Raw genomic sequence first — 15,495 nt, forward strand, 5'->3', positions numbered from 1 at the left:
GACGGGTACCTATGGAGGCATGACCTCCGACGCCGAGCCCGCACAGGCCCGCCCGGACGCCGTCCACCCGCCGACCGCGAGCTACCGGCTGCAGCTCCAGCCCGGCTTCACCCTGCGCGACGCCGCCTCGGCCGTCCCCTACCTGGCCGCCCTCGGCGTCTCGCACCTGCACCTGTCCCCGCTGCTGGAGGCCGCGCCCGGCTCCACGCACGGCTACGACACCGTCGACCACACCCGGATCAGCGAGCAGCTCGGCGGCGAGGACGCCCTGCGCGCCCTCGCCGCCGAGGCGCGGCGGCACGGCCTGCGGCTGATCGCCGACGTGGTGCCCAACCACATGGCCGTGCCCGTGCCCGAGCGGCTCAACCGGCCGCTGTGGGAGGTGCTGCGCGACGGGCCCGACTCGCCGTACGCCCGCTGGTTCGACATCGACTGGACGGCGCAGCGCGGGCCCGCCGACGCGCCCGGGCGCGGGCGGGTGCTGCTGCCGCTGCTCGGCGACCGGATCGGCGCGGTGCTGGACCAGCTGGCGGTCGACGGCCCGGTGCTGCGCTACCACGCGCACGAGCTGCCGCTGCGGCCCGGGACGCAGGAGCTGCCGCTCGCGGAGCTGCTCGCCCGGCAGTGGTACCGGCTCGCGCACTGGCGCCTGGCCCGGACCGAGCTCAACTACCGGCGGTTCTTCACCGTCAACGAGCTGATCGCGCTGCGCGTGGAGGACGAGGAGGTGTTCGCCGCGACCCACGCCGTGCTGCTGCGGCTGCACCGCGAGGGCGTCCTGGACGGCTTCCGGATCGACCACCCGGACGGCCTGGCGGATCCGCGCGGGTACCTGCGGCGGCTGGCCGGGGCGACCGGCGGGGCGTACGTGGTGGTGGAGAAGATCCTCACCGGCGAGGAGCGGCTGCCCGCCGACTGGCCGGTGGCGGGCACCACCGGGTACGACGCGCTGCGCCGGATCGACGGGGTGCTCCTGGACGGGGAGGGCGCGCGGCGCCTGGCGGCGGCGTACCGGGAGTTCACCGGCCTGCCGTCGGGGGACGGCGCGGGGCCGGTGGAGCAGGCCCGGCGGGGGCGGGCGGAGATGACGGCGCCGCGCGGCGAGCTGGCCGCCGAGGTGGACCGGCTGGTGCGGATCGCGCTGCGGATCGGCGCCGCCGACCCCGCGTACGCCGACCACGCGCCCTGGGAGCTGCACGGGGCGCTGCGGCGGCTGCTCACCGCGTACCCGGTGTACCGGCCGTACGTGCGGCCCGGGGAGGAGGGCGGGGACCGGCACCTCCAGGGGCTGCTGGACACGGCCGAGGGCCCGACGGAGCGGCTGGTGACGGCGCTGGCGCTCGGGCTGCTGGGGCGCGGGGCGGAGGAGGACGAGTTCTGCGTGCGCTTCGCCCAGACGGCGGCGGCCGTGGCCGCGAAGGGGGTGGAGGACACCGCCTTCTACCGGTGGAACGCGCTGCCGGGCCTGAACGAGGTCGGCGGCGAGCCCGGGCGGCCGGGGGTCGCGCCGGAGGAGTTCCACGCGTGGTGCGCGTACCTGGAACAGGCGTGGCCGGGGAGCATGACGGCGCTGTCCACGCACGACACCAAGCGCAGCGCCGACGCCCGGGCGCGGCTGGCGGTGCTGGCGGAGCTGCCCGGGCAGTGGGCGGCGGAGCTCGCCGGGTGGTCGGGTGCGGACCCATGGGATCCGGAGGCGGACTGGGTGCTGTGGCACACCCTCGTCGCGGCCTGGCCGATCGGGCCGGACCGGCTGGTCGCGGCGCTGCTCAAGGCGGCGCGCGAGGCCAAGGAGCGGACCTCCTGGACGGCGCCGGACGCCTCCTACGAGCGGGCGCTGGAGCGGCGGGCGCGGGCCGTGTACGACTCCCCCGCACTGCTGGGCCGGATCGAGGAACGGGTGCGCGCCCTGGCCCCGTACGCCCGCTCGAACACGCTGGCGGCGGCGCTGCTGCACCTGACCGTGCCCGGCGTGCCGGACGTGTACCAGGGCGGCGAGGAGCCGCTGTACACGCTCGTCGACCCCGACAACCGGGGCGTCGTCGACCTCGGCGCGCTCGCCGTGCGGCTCACCGACTCCGCCGCCGCGCGGCCCGGGGACCTCGCCCGGGAGAAGCTGCACCTGACCGCCACGGCCCTGCACCTGCGCCGGGCGCGCCCGCTCGGCCCGTACCGGCCGCTGGCCGCGCCCGGGCACCTGCTGGCCTTCGCCCGGGGCGAGGGCGTCGTCACCGCCGTCACCCGGCTCCCGTACGGGCTGGAGCGCTCCGGCGGCTGGGGCTCCGCCGTGCTGGAGCTGCCCGGGGGCGGGCCGTGGACGGAGGAGCTGACGCAGCGGGGCTTCCCCGCGGGGCCGGTGCCGGTCGCGGACCTGCTGGCCGTGTACCCGGTGGCGCTGCTGACGAGAGAGGGCGGAAGGGGCTGAGCATGGCGGTGTACGAGGTGTGGGCACCGGCGGCGGGCGACCGGGTGGAGGTCGAGGTCGGCGGGTTCCGGCACGCGTTGGCGCGCTGCCCGGAGCGGGAGGGGTGGTGGAGCGGCGTGGCGCCCGAGGGCGACTACGCCTTCCGGCTCGACGGCGGCCCCCCGCTGCCCGACCCGCGCTCGCCCCGGCAGCCGTACGGGCCGGACGGGCCCAGCCGGGCCGTCGACCACGCGGCCTTCCGCTGGTCCGCCGCCGGATGGCGCGGGCGGGCGCTGCCGGGCGCGGTGGTGTACGAGCTGCACGTCGGCACGTTCACGGCGCGCGGCACCTTCGACGCGGCCGCCGAACACCTCGACCACCTGGTCGGGTTGGGCGTCGACTTCGTCGAGCTGATGCCGGTCTGCCCGTTCCCCGGCAAGCACGGCTGGGGCTACGACGGGGTGTCGCCGTGGGCCGTGCACGAGCCCTACGGCGGGCCGGCCGGGCTCAAGCGGTTCGTCGACGCGGCGCACGGGCGGGGGCTCGGCGTGATCCTCGACGTGGTGCACAACCACCTCGGCCCCTCCGGCAACTACCTTCCGGCGTACGGGCCGTACTTCACCGACCGGCACCAGACCCCGTGGGGCTCGGCCGTCAATCTGGACGCCCCCGGCTCCGACGAGGTGCGCGCCTACCTGATCGGCAGCGCGCTTTCCTGGCTGCGCGACTACCGCCTCGACGGGCTGCGGCTGGACGCCGTGCACGCCCTCGTCGACCACCGGGCCGTGCACGTTCTGGAGGAACTGGCGCTGGCCGTCGAGACGTTGGCGGTCGCCGTCAACCGCCCGCTGTTCCTCGTCGCCGAGTCCGACCTCAACACCCCGCGCACCACCGCCCCGCGCGAGGCCGGCGGGCAGGGCCTCGCCGCGCAGTGGAGCGACGACTTCCACCACGCCCTGCACTGCGCGCTCACCGGCGAATCCCACGGCTACTACGGCGACTTCGCGCGCGCCCCGCTCGCCGCCCTCGCCAAGACGCTGCGGCACGGGTTCTTCCACGACGGCACCTGGTCCGGCTTCCGGGGCCGGAGCCACGGGCGGCCCTTCGGCCCGCTCGGCGAGGGGCACCGGCTGCTCGGCTACCTCCAGACCCACGACCAGATCGGCAACCGGGCCCTCGGCGACCGCGTCTCCACCAGCCTCGGCGGCGGGCGGCTCGCCTGCGGGGCCGCGCTGGTGCTCACCTCACCGTTCACCCCGATGCTGTTCATGGGCGAGGAGTGGGGCGCGGCCACCCCCTGGCAGTACTTCACCGACCACACCGACCCGGGGCTGGCCGAGGCCGTCCGGCAGGGGCGGCGGCGGGAGTTCGCCGAGCACGGGTGGGCCGCCGAGGCCGTGCCCGACCCTCAGGAGCCGGCCACCGTGCTGCGCTCCGTCCTCGACTGGACCGAGCCGCACCGGGCGCCGCACGCCGAACTGCTGGACTGGTACCGGACGTTGATCCGGCTGCGGCGGGAGCGGCCGGAACTGGGCGACCCGGACCTCGGGGCCGTGCGGGTCGACTTCTCGGAGGAGCGGGGGTGGGTGGTGGTGCACCGGGGGCCGTACCGGGTCGCGGTCAACCTCGGGGCGGAGGAGGCCGTGCTGCCGCTGGAGGGCGAGGGGCGGGAGGTGGTGGCGGCCTTCGGGGCGGCCGCGCTGGAGGGCGGCGGGGTGCGGGTGGGGGCGGACTCGGTGGCGATCATCTCGGTCTGCTCGGTCTGCTCGGTCGGCTACCAGAGGTAGGTGCCGATGCGCTCGCGCAGCGAGGCGGCGTCCAGGCCGTACGCGGCCACGTGCTCCGCCATCGAGCCGTAGTGGCGGTGCTCGGCGCGCGGCACGCCCAGGGCCAGCACCCGGTGCGCGCAGTCGGCCAGCGCCTCGTGCACGGCGTTCGCGGAGGTGCCCGCGAGGTACGGCTCCACCAGCACCACGTCCGGGCGCTCGCCGACGGCGGCGCGCAGGGCCGCCGTGTCGAAGGGGCGCACCGTCGCCGCGTACAGCACCGTCACGTCCATGCCCTCGGTGGCGGCGAGGACCGCGTCCAGCATCGGGCCGACGGCGATCACCACGCCGCCGCCGGCGCCGCCACCGCTGCGGCTGCCGCTGCGGACGGTGGTGAAGCGGCCTGGCTCGACGGCGATCGGGGCGGCGTTCTGGTGGTTGGACAGGCGGACGTAGACATTGCGGTCGCCGTCCGCGTAGGCGTGGCGCAGCAGCCGCTCCGCCTCGTCCGGGTGGCCGGGGACGTGGACCGTCCAGTCCGGCAGGGTGTCCAGGAGGGCGACGTCGCCCGGGGACATGTGGGTGCGGCCGGCCGCAGGGTTGTCGTAGCTGCCGCCCGCACTCACCAGGACGGCACCGACGCCCTGGTGGACCAGGCTCAACTTGACCTGCTCGAAGGGGCGTTCCACCAGGAAGCTGGCGAAGGTGTGGGCGATCGGGCGCATCCCGGACAGGGCCAGGCCGCCGGCCGCGCCGATCAGCAGCTGCTCGCGGATGCCGACGTTGACCACCCGGTCCGGGTGGCGCTCCTGGGCGGGCTCGAAGGCGGCGGCGGAGATGTCCGCGAGCACCAGGGCCAGGCGGGGGTCCTCGTCGAGGAGGCGGGTGGTGACGTCGATGAAGCGTTCGCGCATGGTGTCCATGGGTGGGGTGCCTCTCTGGTGCTTCCGGCTGCGGGTCTGCGGGTGGCGGGTTCAGTGGTTCTTGGGCTCAGGAGTTCTCGGGCTCAGGAGTTCTCGGGCTCAGGAGTTCTTGGGCTCGACGCGGGCGACCACGACGTGCGGGCGGCCCGGGTGCTCGGCGGTGTAGGCGTGGTGCAGGGCCTCGTGGTCGCGGCCGTCCACCGTGGCCGTGGACCAGCCCTCGGCGGCGAAGCGCTGCGCGATGCCGCCCCGCCAGCCGTGCGTGGCCGAGGAGTTGTCGATCACCACCGCATGCAGCCGCTCCAGGCCGTACGCGCCGGCGAAGGCCACCGCCTCGTGGTTGGAGCCCTCGTCGAACTCCGCGTCGCCCAGCAGCACCCACACCACCGGGTCCGTCAGCCCCTGCGCCCGCAGGCCCAGCGCCGTGCCGACCGCCAGCGGCAGGCCGTGGCCGAGCGAGCCGGAGGAGATCTCCACCCCGGGCAGCAGCATCCGGTCCGGGTGGTAGCCGAGCGGGGAGTCGTAGCCGCCGAAGCTCGGCAGCACCTCGGGGTCGAGGAAGCCCTTGGCCGCCAGGACGGCGTAGTACGCCATCGGGCCGTGGCCCTTGGAGAGCAGGAACCGGTCGCGGTCCTGGGCCCCGACGGTGGCCGGGGAGACGCGCAGCACCCGGTCGTACAGCACCCAGAGAGCGTCCAGGGTGGAGGTGGCGGCGGGGTCGTGCTTCTCGTCGCCGGTCATCAGGGCCATCAGCTTCGGGAGGTCCTCGAAGCGTGCATCCGCTGCCGCGTTCGTCGTCATGCCCCGATCGTGCAACCTCAAGCGAGCTTGAGGTCAAGCGGCTACAGTGAGTGCCCGTGACCGAGACTCCCGACCGTGCCCCCGACCGCGCACCCGGCCCCCGCCACAGCGACCTGCTCACCATCGGGCAGCTCGGCAGACGCAGCGGGCTGGCGGCCTCGGCGCTGCGCTACTACGAGAGCCTCGGACTCATCCAGGCCACCCGCACCACCGGCGGCCAGCGCCGCTACACCCGCTCCACCCTGCGCCGCATCGCCTTCGTCCGCGCCGCCCAGCGCGTCGGCCTCTCCCTCGACGAGGCCCGCGTCGCCCTCGACCGCCTGCCGGAGCGGCCCGCGCCCAGCGGCGAGGAGTGGGACGAGGTCGCCTCGTCCTGGCAGAACCGCATCGACGAGCAGATCGCCGAACTCGAACGGCTCAAGGCCAAGCTCACCGGCTGCATCGGCTGCGGCTGCCTCTCCCTGACCCGCTGCGCCCTCTACAACCAGGCCGACCGCGCAGGCGAATCCGGCCCCGGCGCCCGCTACCTCCTCACCCGCGACCCCGCCACCGGCCCCGAACCCACCACCCCCGACATCACCCCCTGCGGCGCCCGCTAGCCACCAGGGCGGCGGCCGTCGCGGGTGTAGAAGCAGCAGGTGCAGAGGCAGCGGAGGCAGTGACAGGGCGGCCGTGGCGATCGCAGAGGCGGAGGGCACGTCACAGCGCGGGCGGCCAGGGATCTGCGGCCACAGCGCCCCGAGGAGTGGGCGGCGGCCGGCGCACTCGCGCACACGGCACCCTCTCGCCCCCAAGCACCCAGAGGCCGCCCGCGCGGTGCGCTGACGAACACCCCGGGAAGCGGGACGGTCCGCGCCGGCGGCCAGCAGGCGGGTGGCGGGGGCGGCAGGTGGATGCTGCCAGACCGCAGGCAGGTGGCACGGGGAAGCAGGCAGGTGGCGACAGTTGGGCGGCCGGCCGCAGGCGAGGGGCCGCAGGCGGGTGGGGTGCCTGGGGTGGGTGGGGCCATCGTGCTCCTCTCGTGGAAAGGGTTTTGCGGGGCCGGCGTCGGGGTGCTTACGGTGCTGGCATGTTGCCGGTGGTGGAGACGGAAGAGCAGTGGGACGTCCTCGCCGAGGACGAGGCGGTGCTGAGGGCGGGCGCCGAGGACCTCTGTGGGCGGTTGGGGCTCGGCGGGGTGCCGTTGGAGCGGTTCACCGAGGGGTCGGTGCCGGTGTACGCCGTGGGCGGGGCGCTGGTGTTGAAGCTGTTCCCGCCGCCGAGTGCGCGGGACGGGGTCGTGGAGGAGCGGGTGCTCTCCCGGCTGCACGGCGCGCTGCCGATTCCGACGCCGGAGGTCCAGGCCGCCGGGGAGTACGTCAACGGGTGGCGCTACGTGCTGATGTCCCGCCTGGCCGGTGAGGGCCTGGCGACGGCCTGGCCGCGTGTCCCGGACGCCGAGCGGGGGCGGATCGCGCGGGAGTGCGGCGAGGCGCTGGCCGTGCTGCACGGGCTCGACCCGGAGCCGCTCGCGCCGGTGCTCGGGCCCGGGGACTGGGCCGCGTTCCTGGCGCGGCAGCGGGCCGGCGCGGTGGAGCGGCAGCGTGAGCGCGGGCTGCCGCAGGCATGGCTGGAGCAGATCCCGGAGTTCCTGGAGGCGGCGCCGCTCCCCCGCGCCCCGGAACGCGCGCTGCTGCACACCGAGTTCATGCGCGAGCACCTGCTCGTCGACCCGGCCGACGGCTGGCGCCTCACCGGCCTGTTCGACTTCGAGCCCGCCATGATCGGCGACCCTGCGTACGACCTCGTCGCGGTCGGCCTGTTCACCACCCGCGCCGACCCGGCCCTGTTCGGGCGGCTGCTGGACGGCTACGGCCGCCCCGCCGACCCGCGCCTGCTGATGGCGTACACCCTGCTGCACGTGTACAGCCACCTGCCGTGGTACCTGAGGGAGTTGAAGCCCTCCGCGACCACCCTGGACGACCTGGCGCAGGAGTGGTTCGGCACCGCCTGAGCGCCACCACGCAACGACCTGTCGAACGAAACGCCCCATGACGACGACCTCCTCCCGCGCAGACCCCGACGGCCTCCGCTCCGGTGTCACCAAGGTTGACGGTTCCGGCCCGATCCCACAGGTACCGATCGGCACATCCTGAGCAGCAAGAACACCCCTGCCCCCTGCCGATCGGCAGGGGGCAGGGGCGCCGAAGGCACAAGGGGCACAAGCGCGCCTCAAGACGCCGCAACCGCCGCCGGCCGGGGGTCGGTGCGCAGCCGCGAGTACCGGACGACGTCGCGCCACTCGCCGTCCCGGAAGGTCAGCGCCCGCTGCACACCCTCCCGCTGGAAGCCGGACTTCTCCAGCGCGCGCTGCTCCGCGAGGTTGCCCGTCTCGGTGTCCGCCTCCACCCGCATCGTCGGCGTGTGTGCGAACAGGTACTCCGCGATGAGCAGTTGCGCCCGCGTCCCGATCCCGCGCCCGCGCACCCCGGGCACCAGCTGGATGCCGATGTTCCAGTGCGGCGCCACCGGCCGCATCCCGGTGCGGCGGGCGGCGACGAACCCGGCGAACTCCCCGCCGCCGGCGCCGACCCGTACGGCCAGCATGACCCGCTCCTCGGAGAGCAGCCCGTCCTCCGCCCACTCCCGGCGGAACCGGCCCGCGCTCCGCCAGCCGAACCACTGGAACTCCCCCAGCGCCTCCGGGTCCCCCACCAGGTCGGTCAGGGAGCGGAGGTCCTCCTCGTCCATCGGGCGCAGTGTGATCTCTTCTTCGCTCATGCCCGCGCCAACGTCGGCGCCGCCTCCACGGTTCCGCAGGTCAGGTCGCCTCGGGGACGTAGCGGGCGGCGACGAGCCCGGCGAGTGTGCGCAGCCGCGCGAAGTAGCTTGCGCAGTAGGTCTCCTGGATGGCGGGCACGACCCTGTCGAGGGTGGTGATGCACGTCCAGAGGCGGCCGATGTCGATCTCGTCGAGCCCGCGGTTCAGCTCCGCGTGGACGAGGCTGGAGACGCCGGAGTCCAGCATGAGGAGGTCCTCGCCCTCGATCTCCGTGCCGACGAAGCCCGGCGGGAACCGGGCGTCCAGGTGCGCCTCCCAGTGCCCGGTGACGCTGCCCTCCGGCGGGTCGGCGGGCGGGGGCAGGAGCAGGGCGACGGCCTCGAAGACGGCGCGCACCATGAGGACCGCCCTCGTGGGCGTGATGGCGGCGCTGGTGTCCTTGCCGCTCGCGACATCCTCGCGCAGCGCCCGGGCGCGGCCGAGTTCGGCGGCGAGTTCGGCGGGAAGCTCGACCGGAAGCTCGACGGGCAACGCCTGCGGGGGCGCCGGGTTGCCCGCGAGGACCTGGTCCAGGGCGTGCAGCGAGTGCACCACGGCGACGGTGCCGAACTCGTAGCGGTGGAAGGAGTGCCGCAGGAGTTCGCGCGCGGTGTCCAGCGCGCTCATCACCGGCATCGGCGCCTGGCGCGGCGGCACCAGGTCGCCGACCACGCCTTCCATGTCCTCGAAGTCGAGGACGATGCCCCACGTCCGCGGGTCCTGTCCCGCCGCCACCTGCATGGGGCTCACCGCCGCACCTCCGACGGCCGCCGGGGCGTGCGGGCGAGGCGGAAGCCGACGTCGTCGATCCGCAGCGTGGGGTGGCTGCGGCGGCGCACGGAGGCCCGGCAGCTCCAGTGCTCGTCGAACCAGCCGCCGCCGCGCAGCACCCGGTAGCTCCCGTACACCTCGGCGTCGTACACGTCCCAGCACCACTCCCACACGTTGCCGAGCAGGTCGTGGAACCCGAGCGCGTTGGGCGCCAACTCACCGACCTCGTGCGGCCGTTCCCCGGAGTTGCCCCGGTACCAGGCGATCTCGTCGAGCGGCCCGTAGCGCGGCCCGTCCGTCCCGGCGCGGCAGGCGTGCTCCCACTCGGCCTCGGTGGGCAGGCGGTACCCGTCCGCGCCGGTGTCCCAGGTGACGTCCTCGCCGGACAGCCGGTAGGCGGGCAAGAGGCCCTCGCGCAGGGAGAGTTCGTTGCAGTACCGCACCGCGTCGTGCCAGGAGACGCCGTCGGCGGGCCGCCGGTCGCCCGCGAGGCCCTGGTACTGCTCGCGGGTGACGGGACAGGGCGCCAGCTCGTACGGCCCGACCTCGACGTCCCAGCGGCGCTGCGTGCGGCGGTCCGACAACGTGACGTGCCCGAACGGCACGGCGATCAGGCGGGTACTCGCGTCCATGATCGCGATCCTAGGCAGGCCGCCGCGATCAGCGCGAGGGAATTCCGACGCCCCTGACCCACACCGGGAACGGCGAGCGGTTGCGGTCGACGCCCCGCAGGAAGTCCTCGACGACGGGCGCGAGGTCCTCGGACGGCACGTACGCCCCGCCGAAGGGGAGGTCGTCGGGGCCCACCGAGCCGGTGGAGCAGCGCAGTTGCCGCGCCTGCTCGTCGTGCCACACGTAGAACGTCGCCACCCCGGCGTAGCCCGAGTCGCGGATGCGCACCCGCAGGCCCTCGGCCGTCCGCTCGAAGGCGGCGACGACCTCGGGCGCGGCCAGCTCGCCCCGGTCGTCGTCCTCTCCGCCCAGCAGCCAGGTGTTGGTCTCCCATTCCACCCGCCGGTCGTCCGGCTCCAGGGCGAGCGGTTCCTCCGCCACTTCGGCGATCCACGTCAACAGCATGCGGCGATCGTCCCACAGGCCCCGGCGCCCGCGCCTTCTGGCATCGGGCGCGCACGCGGCCCAGGATGGAGACCAAGACCCTGATGGATCATCAGAGAGGCGGCACACCATGGCGGGAACGTACGTCAGCACGCTCGTCCAGGCCCCGGCCGAGGAGGTCTGGGCGCTGATCGGCGACTTCCACCGCCTCGGCGAGTGGCACCCGGGGCTGCCGCCGAGCACGGCCGGCAACGAGCTGCACGGCAACGCGATCGGCTCGATCCGGGTGTTCGAGTTCAACGGGGTCGTGCTGCGCGAGACCCTGCTCGCCTACGACGCGGAGGGCCGCAGCCACACGTACGGGTTCCCGGACGGCACCTTCGCGCTGGTCGGCTACCGCGCCACCCTGCGCCTCGCCCCGGTGACCGAACTGGGCGCGAGCTTCGTCGAGTGGAGCGCCGTCTTCGACGTCGACCCGCAGCAGCGCGAGGAGTCGACGGCGCTGGTGCAGGGGGTGTTCACCACCGGGCTGGCCGCGCTGCGCGAGCGGTTCGCACGCCAGGAAGGGCGTCCCCCTCCATTTCCAAGCTATAGCGCACCCCCGCCCTTGCGGCAAGACCCCCGTGAGCCCTCACAATGGCCGACCTGACCTGGAACCTACGGAGTTGGGGTGATTCGCGGCATGCGTGTGCTGTTGTCGACCTGGGGATCGCGCGGGGACGTCGAACCGCTGGCGGGCCTCGCGGCGCGCCTGCGGGAGCTGGGGGCGGAGGCGGTGGTGTGCGCGCCGCCGGACGAGGAGTTCGCGGCGGTGCTGGCCCGCGCCGGGGTGCCGATGGCGCCGGTCGGCCCGTCCGTGCGCTCCGTCGTGACGGGCGCGAAGGCGCCGACCACGGAGGACGCGTTCCGGCTCGCCGCCGAGCTGGTGGCGAGCCGGTTCGGCGCCCTCGCGGAGGCGGCGAAGGGCTGCGACGCGATCCTCGCGACGGGGCTGATGCCCGCCGGGGTGCGCGAGGTGGCGGAGGGCCTGGGCGTCCCGTACGTCTTCGCCTGCTTCCACCCCTTCGGGCTGCCCTCGCCGCGCTTCCTGCCGCAGCGCCGCCCGGGCACGCCCTCGCCCGCCGGGGAGACGGACAACCGGGTGCTGTGGCGCCAGGACGCCGAGCGGGTGGACGCGCTGTACGGGGAGGCGCTGAACACCCACCGGGCGGCGCTCGGCCTGGCCCCGGTGACGAACGTCCGCGACCACGTGTACACCGCGCGGCCGTGGCTGGCGGCCGACCCGGTGCTGGGCCCCTGGCAGGACGCGACGGACTACGACCTCGTCCAGACCGGCGCCTGGTTCCTGCCCGACGAGCGCCCGCTGCCGCCTGAGCTGGAGGCGTTCCTGGCCGCCGGGGAGCCCCCGGTGTACGTGGGCTTCGGCAGCATGGCCATGCGCACCGCGCCCGACCTCGCCCGGGTGGCCGTGGAGGCCGTACGGGCCCGGGGCAGGCGTGTCCTGCTCGGCAGCGGCTGGGCGGGGCTGGCGGCGGTGGACGACCGGGGCGACCACCTGGTGGTCGGCGAGGTCGACCACCGGGCGCTGTTCGGCCGGGTCGCCGCCGTCGTGCACCACGGCGGCGCGGGCACCACCGCCAAGGCCGCCCTCGCGGGCGCGCCGCAGGTGATCGTCCCGCAGATCGTGGACCAGCCGCACTGGGCGGCCCGCGTCGCCGAGCTGGGCATCGGCGCGGCCCACGACGGCCCGGTGCCCACCGCCGCCTCCCTGTCGGCCGCGCTCGCCGCCGCCCTCTCCCCCGCGACGGCCCGCCGGGCGCGCGAGGTGGCGGCCACGATCCGCACGGACGGGACGACCACGGCCGCGAGGCTGCTGCTGGAGGCCGCTGACCGGCGACGATCCGGCTGAACCCCCCGTGCGGGCCGGGCCCGCCCGTCCCCTACGGTGTGCATGACCACCGCGCCCGAACAGCCCGCGCGGTGGGTCAGACCGGGGGATCGATCATGCACTACAGCCTTCTCGGCCCGCTCCTCGTCCGCGACGGCCACCGGGAACGGACGGTCGGCGGCGCCAAGGTCCGCGCCCTGCTCGCCGTGCTCCTGCTGGCGGAGGGCCGGCCGGTGACGGCCGACCGGCTCAAGGCCGCGCTCTGGGGCGACCGCCCGCCGGCCTCGGCGAACGCCTCGCTCCACAACATGCTCGCCCGGCTGCGCACCCAGCTCGGCGGCGGCGAGCGCCTGCGCACCACCCCGCTCGGCTACCTGCTGGAGGTCGCCGAGGGCGAACTGGACGCCCGGGTCCTCACCCTGGGTGTCCAGCGCGCCCGCGAGGCCGTGCTCCGCGAGGACTGGACGGCCGTACGGGAGGAGGCGGCCACCGCCCTCGCCCCGTGGCGCGGCGTCCCCCTCGCCGAGTTCCCCGACCTCCCCGAGGCCGAGGCCCCGCGCCGGCAGTGGCAGGAGGCGCACCTCCAGGCGCTGGAGTGGCGGATCGAGGCCGACCTGCACCTCGGCCGACTCCACGGCCTGGCCGCCGAGTTGACGACCCTGACGGCCGAGCACCCGCTGCACGAGCCCTTCCACACCCAGCTGATGCGCGCCCTGCACGGCCTCGGCCGACGCTCCGAGGCCCTGGCCGCCTACCAGCGGCTGCGCCGCATCCTCGCCGAGGAGCTCGGCATCGACCCCGGACCGGCCGCCCAGCAGCTCCACGAACAGCTCCTCCAGGACGAAGCACCGCGCGACGAGGCGCCGCCCACCGATGCGCGGCCCACCGATGCGCCGCCCGTCCGGCCCGAAGCCGACCCGCCGTCCCAACTCCCCGCCACCGTCACCGACTTCACCGGCAGACAACCGGAACTCGACGCCCTCACCGCCCTGTTGACCACCCCGCCCGCCCACGGCGACGCCCCGCGCCTGGCCGTCGTCTCCGGCATGGGCGGCATCGGCAAGACCGCCCTCGCCCTCCAGGCCGCCCACGCCGCCAAGCACCTCTTCCCCGACGGCCGCCTCTACGCCGACCTGCGGGGCTTCGGCGCCGGAGCCGCCCGCGAGCCCCACGAACTGCTCGCCTCCCTCCTCGCCGCCCTCGGCCGGCAGGAGGGCCGCGCCCACCCGATCCCCGAACACCCCGACGACCGCGCCGCGTTGCTGCGCACCGCCCTGGCCACCCGCCGCGTCCTCCTGGTGCTCGACAACGCCCGCGACAGCGCCCAGGTCCTCCCCCTGCTGCCCGGCGACGGCCGCAGCGCGGTGATCGTCACCACCCGCGGCACCCTCTCCGACCTCCCCGCGGCCCTGCACCTGTCCCTGCCCCCGCTCGACGTCGAGGAGCAGCGCGCCCTGCTCTCCCGCCTCTGCGGCCCCGAGCGCATCCGGCAGGACCCGGACGGCGCGCTGCGCCTGCTGGCCGCCTGCGCGGGCCTGCCCCTGGCCCTGCGGATCGCCGGCGCCCGGCTCTCCTCCCGCCCGGCCTGGAGCCCCGGCACCCTGGCCGAGCGCCTGGACGACAGCCGGGGCCGGCTGCGCGCCCTGTCGGTGGGCCGGCTCGCCGTCGACACCACCTTCGCCACCAGCTACCTCGCGATCCGCGACAGCGAGGACCGGACGGAGCGCGAAGCCGCCCGCGCCTTCCGGCTGTTGGGCCTGTGGGCGGGCCACACACTGGGCGTGGACGCCTCCGCCGCCCTGCTGGACCGCTCCCGGGAGCAGACCGCCGACCTGCTCGAACTGCTCGCCGACGTCCACCTCGTGCAGACGCCGGAGCAGTGGCGCTACCGCTTCCACGACCTGCTCGGCGAGTTCGCCGCGCAGCGCGCCCTGGAGGAGGAGCCCGCCGGGGACCGCGAGGCGGCCGAACAGCGCCTAGGCGTCTGGTACGCGCTCGCCCTGGAGGCCGCCGGGACGACCATCGACGCGACGGGCGCGCCGCGCCTGGCCGAGCCGCCCGCCGCCCCGGTGCCCGCCTTCACCGACCCCCAGCACGCGCTGGACTGGTGCCGGCAGGAGCTGCCCGTCGTCAAGGAGGTGATCCGTCGGGCCGCCGACTCCTCCCGCCCCGACCTCACCTGGCGGCTGGCGATCTGGCTCATGGGCTACGCGCACACCTTCTGGTGGACGGGCGAGTGGGACACCTGCCTGAACCTCGCCCTGAAGTCCGCCGAGGAGCGCGGCGACCTCCTCGGCCAGGCCTGGACGCTGCGCCGGCTCGGCACCTCCCACGGCATGGCCTTCCGCAACGACGAGGCCATCGAGACCCTGCGGGCCGCCCTCGCCGTCTTCGACGTCCACGACGGCGACGGCGGACACAAGGACGACCTCTGCCGGGCCACCCTCCTGGGGAACCTGGCCATGGCCCTCAGCCAGCGGGGCGACTACGGCCAGGCCCTCGTGCACGCCGAGGAGGCCTGGGAGCTGCACCGGCGCACCGGGGCGCAGGAGGGCTCGCTCGGCGTGCGGGCCGCCCTGGCCCAGGCGTACCTCCAGAGCGGGGACTTCGCGGCCGCGTACGCGCACTTCCGCTCCGCCCTCGACCTCTGCCGGGCCCTCGGCAACCTCACGCACACCGCCGTGGTCCTGGCCAACCTCGGCGACTGCCTGCGCGGGCTCGACCGGCAGGAGGAGGCCTTCGCGGCGCTCGACGAGTCCCTGGAGATCCGGCGCCGCCTGGGCGACATGAGCGGCGTCGCCGACACCCTGGTCATCACCGGCCGCACCCACGCCCACTTCGGCCGGGCCCTGCGAGCCCGGGCCTGCTTCGAGCAGGCGGCCGGGCTCGGCCGGGAGCACAACATGCCGCTGTACGTGCGGCAGGGCCTCGACGGGCTCGCGCAGCTGGACGGCGCACGGCGGTGAACTCTCGTGCACTGTCCGCCGGTTGACGCCACGAGCAGTGAATTCTCTGTCGCTGCCCGTCGGTTGACGCCACGAGCGGCGAAAACCCCGGCGCCGCCCGAGGGCCGAGGCCCCCGGGCG

At 75.4% G+C, this 15,495-nt stretch carries 13 protein-coding genes; 7 read left to right on the forward strand and 6 right to left on the reverse strand.

Annotation, left to right across the window (positions count from 1 at the left end):
• Positions 1-19 precede the first annotated feature (19 nt).
• Together treY and treZ are read left to right on the forward strand one after the other, a co-directional pair.
• The gene (gene treY, locus ACIRRS_RS06630; RefSeq protein WP_402966039.1) at positions 20-2,425 is read left to right on the forward strand and encodes a malto-oligosyltrehalose synthase; all 2,406 of its coding nucleotides are present in this window, start codon (positions 20-22) and stop codon (positions 2,423-2,425) included.
• A gap of 2 nt (positions 2,426-2,427) precedes the next feature.
• Complete coding sequence (treZ, locus tag ACIRRS_RS06635; RefSeq protein ID WP_402966041.1) at positions 2,428-4,191, forward strand: malto-oligosyltrehalose trehalohydrolase; 1,764 nt, start codon at positions 2,428-2,430, stop codon at positions 4,189-4,191.
• Here the strand turns inward: treZ and ACIRRS_RS06640 are convergent.
• Together ACIRRS_RS06640 and ACIRRS_RS06645 are read right to left on the reverse strand one after the other, a co-directional pair.
• Positions 4,179-5,093: a transketolase family protein gene (locus ACIRRS_RS06640; protein WP_402966043.1), complete on the reverse strand. Its 915-nt coding sequence runs from the start codon at positions 5,091-5,093 to the stop codon at positions 4,179-4,181. The genes treZ and ACIRRS_RS06640 overlap by 13 nt on opposite strands.
• Before the next feature lie 99 nt (positions 5,094-5,192).
• Positions 5,193-5,894, reverse strand: a complete 702-nt coding sequence (locus ACIRRS_RS06645; RefSeq protein WP_402966045.1) for a transketolase — start codon at positions 5,892-5,894, stop codon at positions 5,193-5,195.
• 56 nt (positions 5,895-5,950) lie between these two features.
• On the opposite strand from ACIRRS_RS06645, the gene soxR reads away from it, so the two are divergent.
• Together soxR and ACIRRS_RS06655 are read left to right on the forward strand one after the other, a co-directional pair.
• The gene (gene soxR / locus ACIRRS_RS06650) at positions 5,951-6,493 is read left to right on the forward strand and encodes a redox-sensitive transcriptional activator SoxR (RefSeq protein WP_402966047.1); all 543 of its coding nucleotides are present in this window, start codon (positions 5,951-5,953) and stop codon (positions 6,491-6,493) included.
• Positions 6,494-6,963: 470 nt separating this feature from the next.
• On the forward strand, positions 6,964-7,887 hold the full coding sequence (locus ACIRRS_RS06655) for a phosphotransferase family protein (protein ID WP_402966049.1): 924 nt from the start codon (positions 6,964-6,966) through the stop codon (positions 7,885-7,887).
• 218 nt (positions 7,888-8,105) lie between these two features.
• Here the strand turns inward: ACIRRS_RS06655 and ACIRRS_RS06660 are convergent, their stop codons facing one another.
• Genes ACIRRS_RS06660 through ACIRRS_RS06675 form a run of 4 tightly spaced genes read right to left on the reverse strand, consistent with a single transcriptional unit; the run spans position 8,106 to position 10,542 of the window.
• Positions 8,106-8,654 carry a GNAT family N-acetyltransferase gene (locus ACIRRS_RS06660; RefSeq protein WP_402966051.1) on the reverse strand — a complete coding sequence of 183 codons (549 nt, stop codon included), beginning with the start codon at positions 8,652-8,654 and terminating at the stop codon, positions 8,106-8,108.
• 40 nt (positions 8,655-8,694) lie between these two features.
• On the reverse strand, positions 8,695-9,444 hold the full coding sequence (locus ACIRRS_RS06665) for a hypothetical protein (RefSeq protein ID WP_402966053.1): 750 nt from the start codon (positions 9,442-9,444) through the stop codon (positions 8,695-8,697).
• Entirely contained in the window at positions 9,441-10,097 is a 657-nt protein-coding gene (locus tag ACIRRS_RS06670) for a formylglycine-generating enzyme family protein (RefSeq protein ID WP_402966055.1), read from the reverse strand. Before ACIRRS_RS06670 ends, ACIRRS_RS06665 begins: the two co-directional genes overlap by 4 nt.
• A gap of 28 nt (positions 10,098-10,125) precedes the next feature.
• A complete protein-coding gene (locus ACIRRS_RS06675; protein ID WP_402966057.1) occupies positions 10,126-10,542 on the reverse strand; it encodes a hypothetical protein in 417 nt (138 codons plus the stop codon).
• 109 nt (positions 10,543-10,651) lie between these two features.
• Here ACIRRS_RS06675 and ACIRRS_RS06680 point away from each other — a divergent pair, with 109 nt between their 5' ends.
• From ACIRRS_RS06680 to ACIRRS_RS06690, 3 genes are all read left to right on the forward strand, one after another.
• On the forward strand, positions 10,652-11,170 hold the full coding sequence (locus ACIRRS_RS06680; protein WP_402966059.1) for an SRPBCC family protein: 519 nt from the start codon (positions 10,652-10,654) through the stop codon (positions 11,168-11,170).
• Between the two features lie 33 nt (positions 11,171-11,203).
• On the forward strand, positions 11,204-12,430 hold the full coding sequence (locus tag ACIRRS_RS06685; RefSeq protein WP_402966061.1) for a glycosyltransferase: 1,227 nt from the start codon (positions 11,204-11,206) through the stop codon (positions 12,428-12,430).
• A gap of 95 nt (positions 12,431-12,525) precedes the next feature.
• A complete protein-coding gene (locus tag ACIRRS_RS06690; RefSeq protein WP_402966063.1) occupies positions 12,526-15,375 on the forward strand; it encodes a BTAD domain-containing putative transcriptional regulator in 2,850 nt (949 codons plus the stop codon).
• Positions 15,376-15,495: the final 120 nt, after the last annotated feature.

It is taken from the genome of Kitasatospora sp. NPDC101183 (genome assembly GCF_044767945.1).
Lineage (GTDB): Bacteria > Actinomycetota > Actinomycetes > Streptomycetales > Streptomycetaceae > Kitasatospora.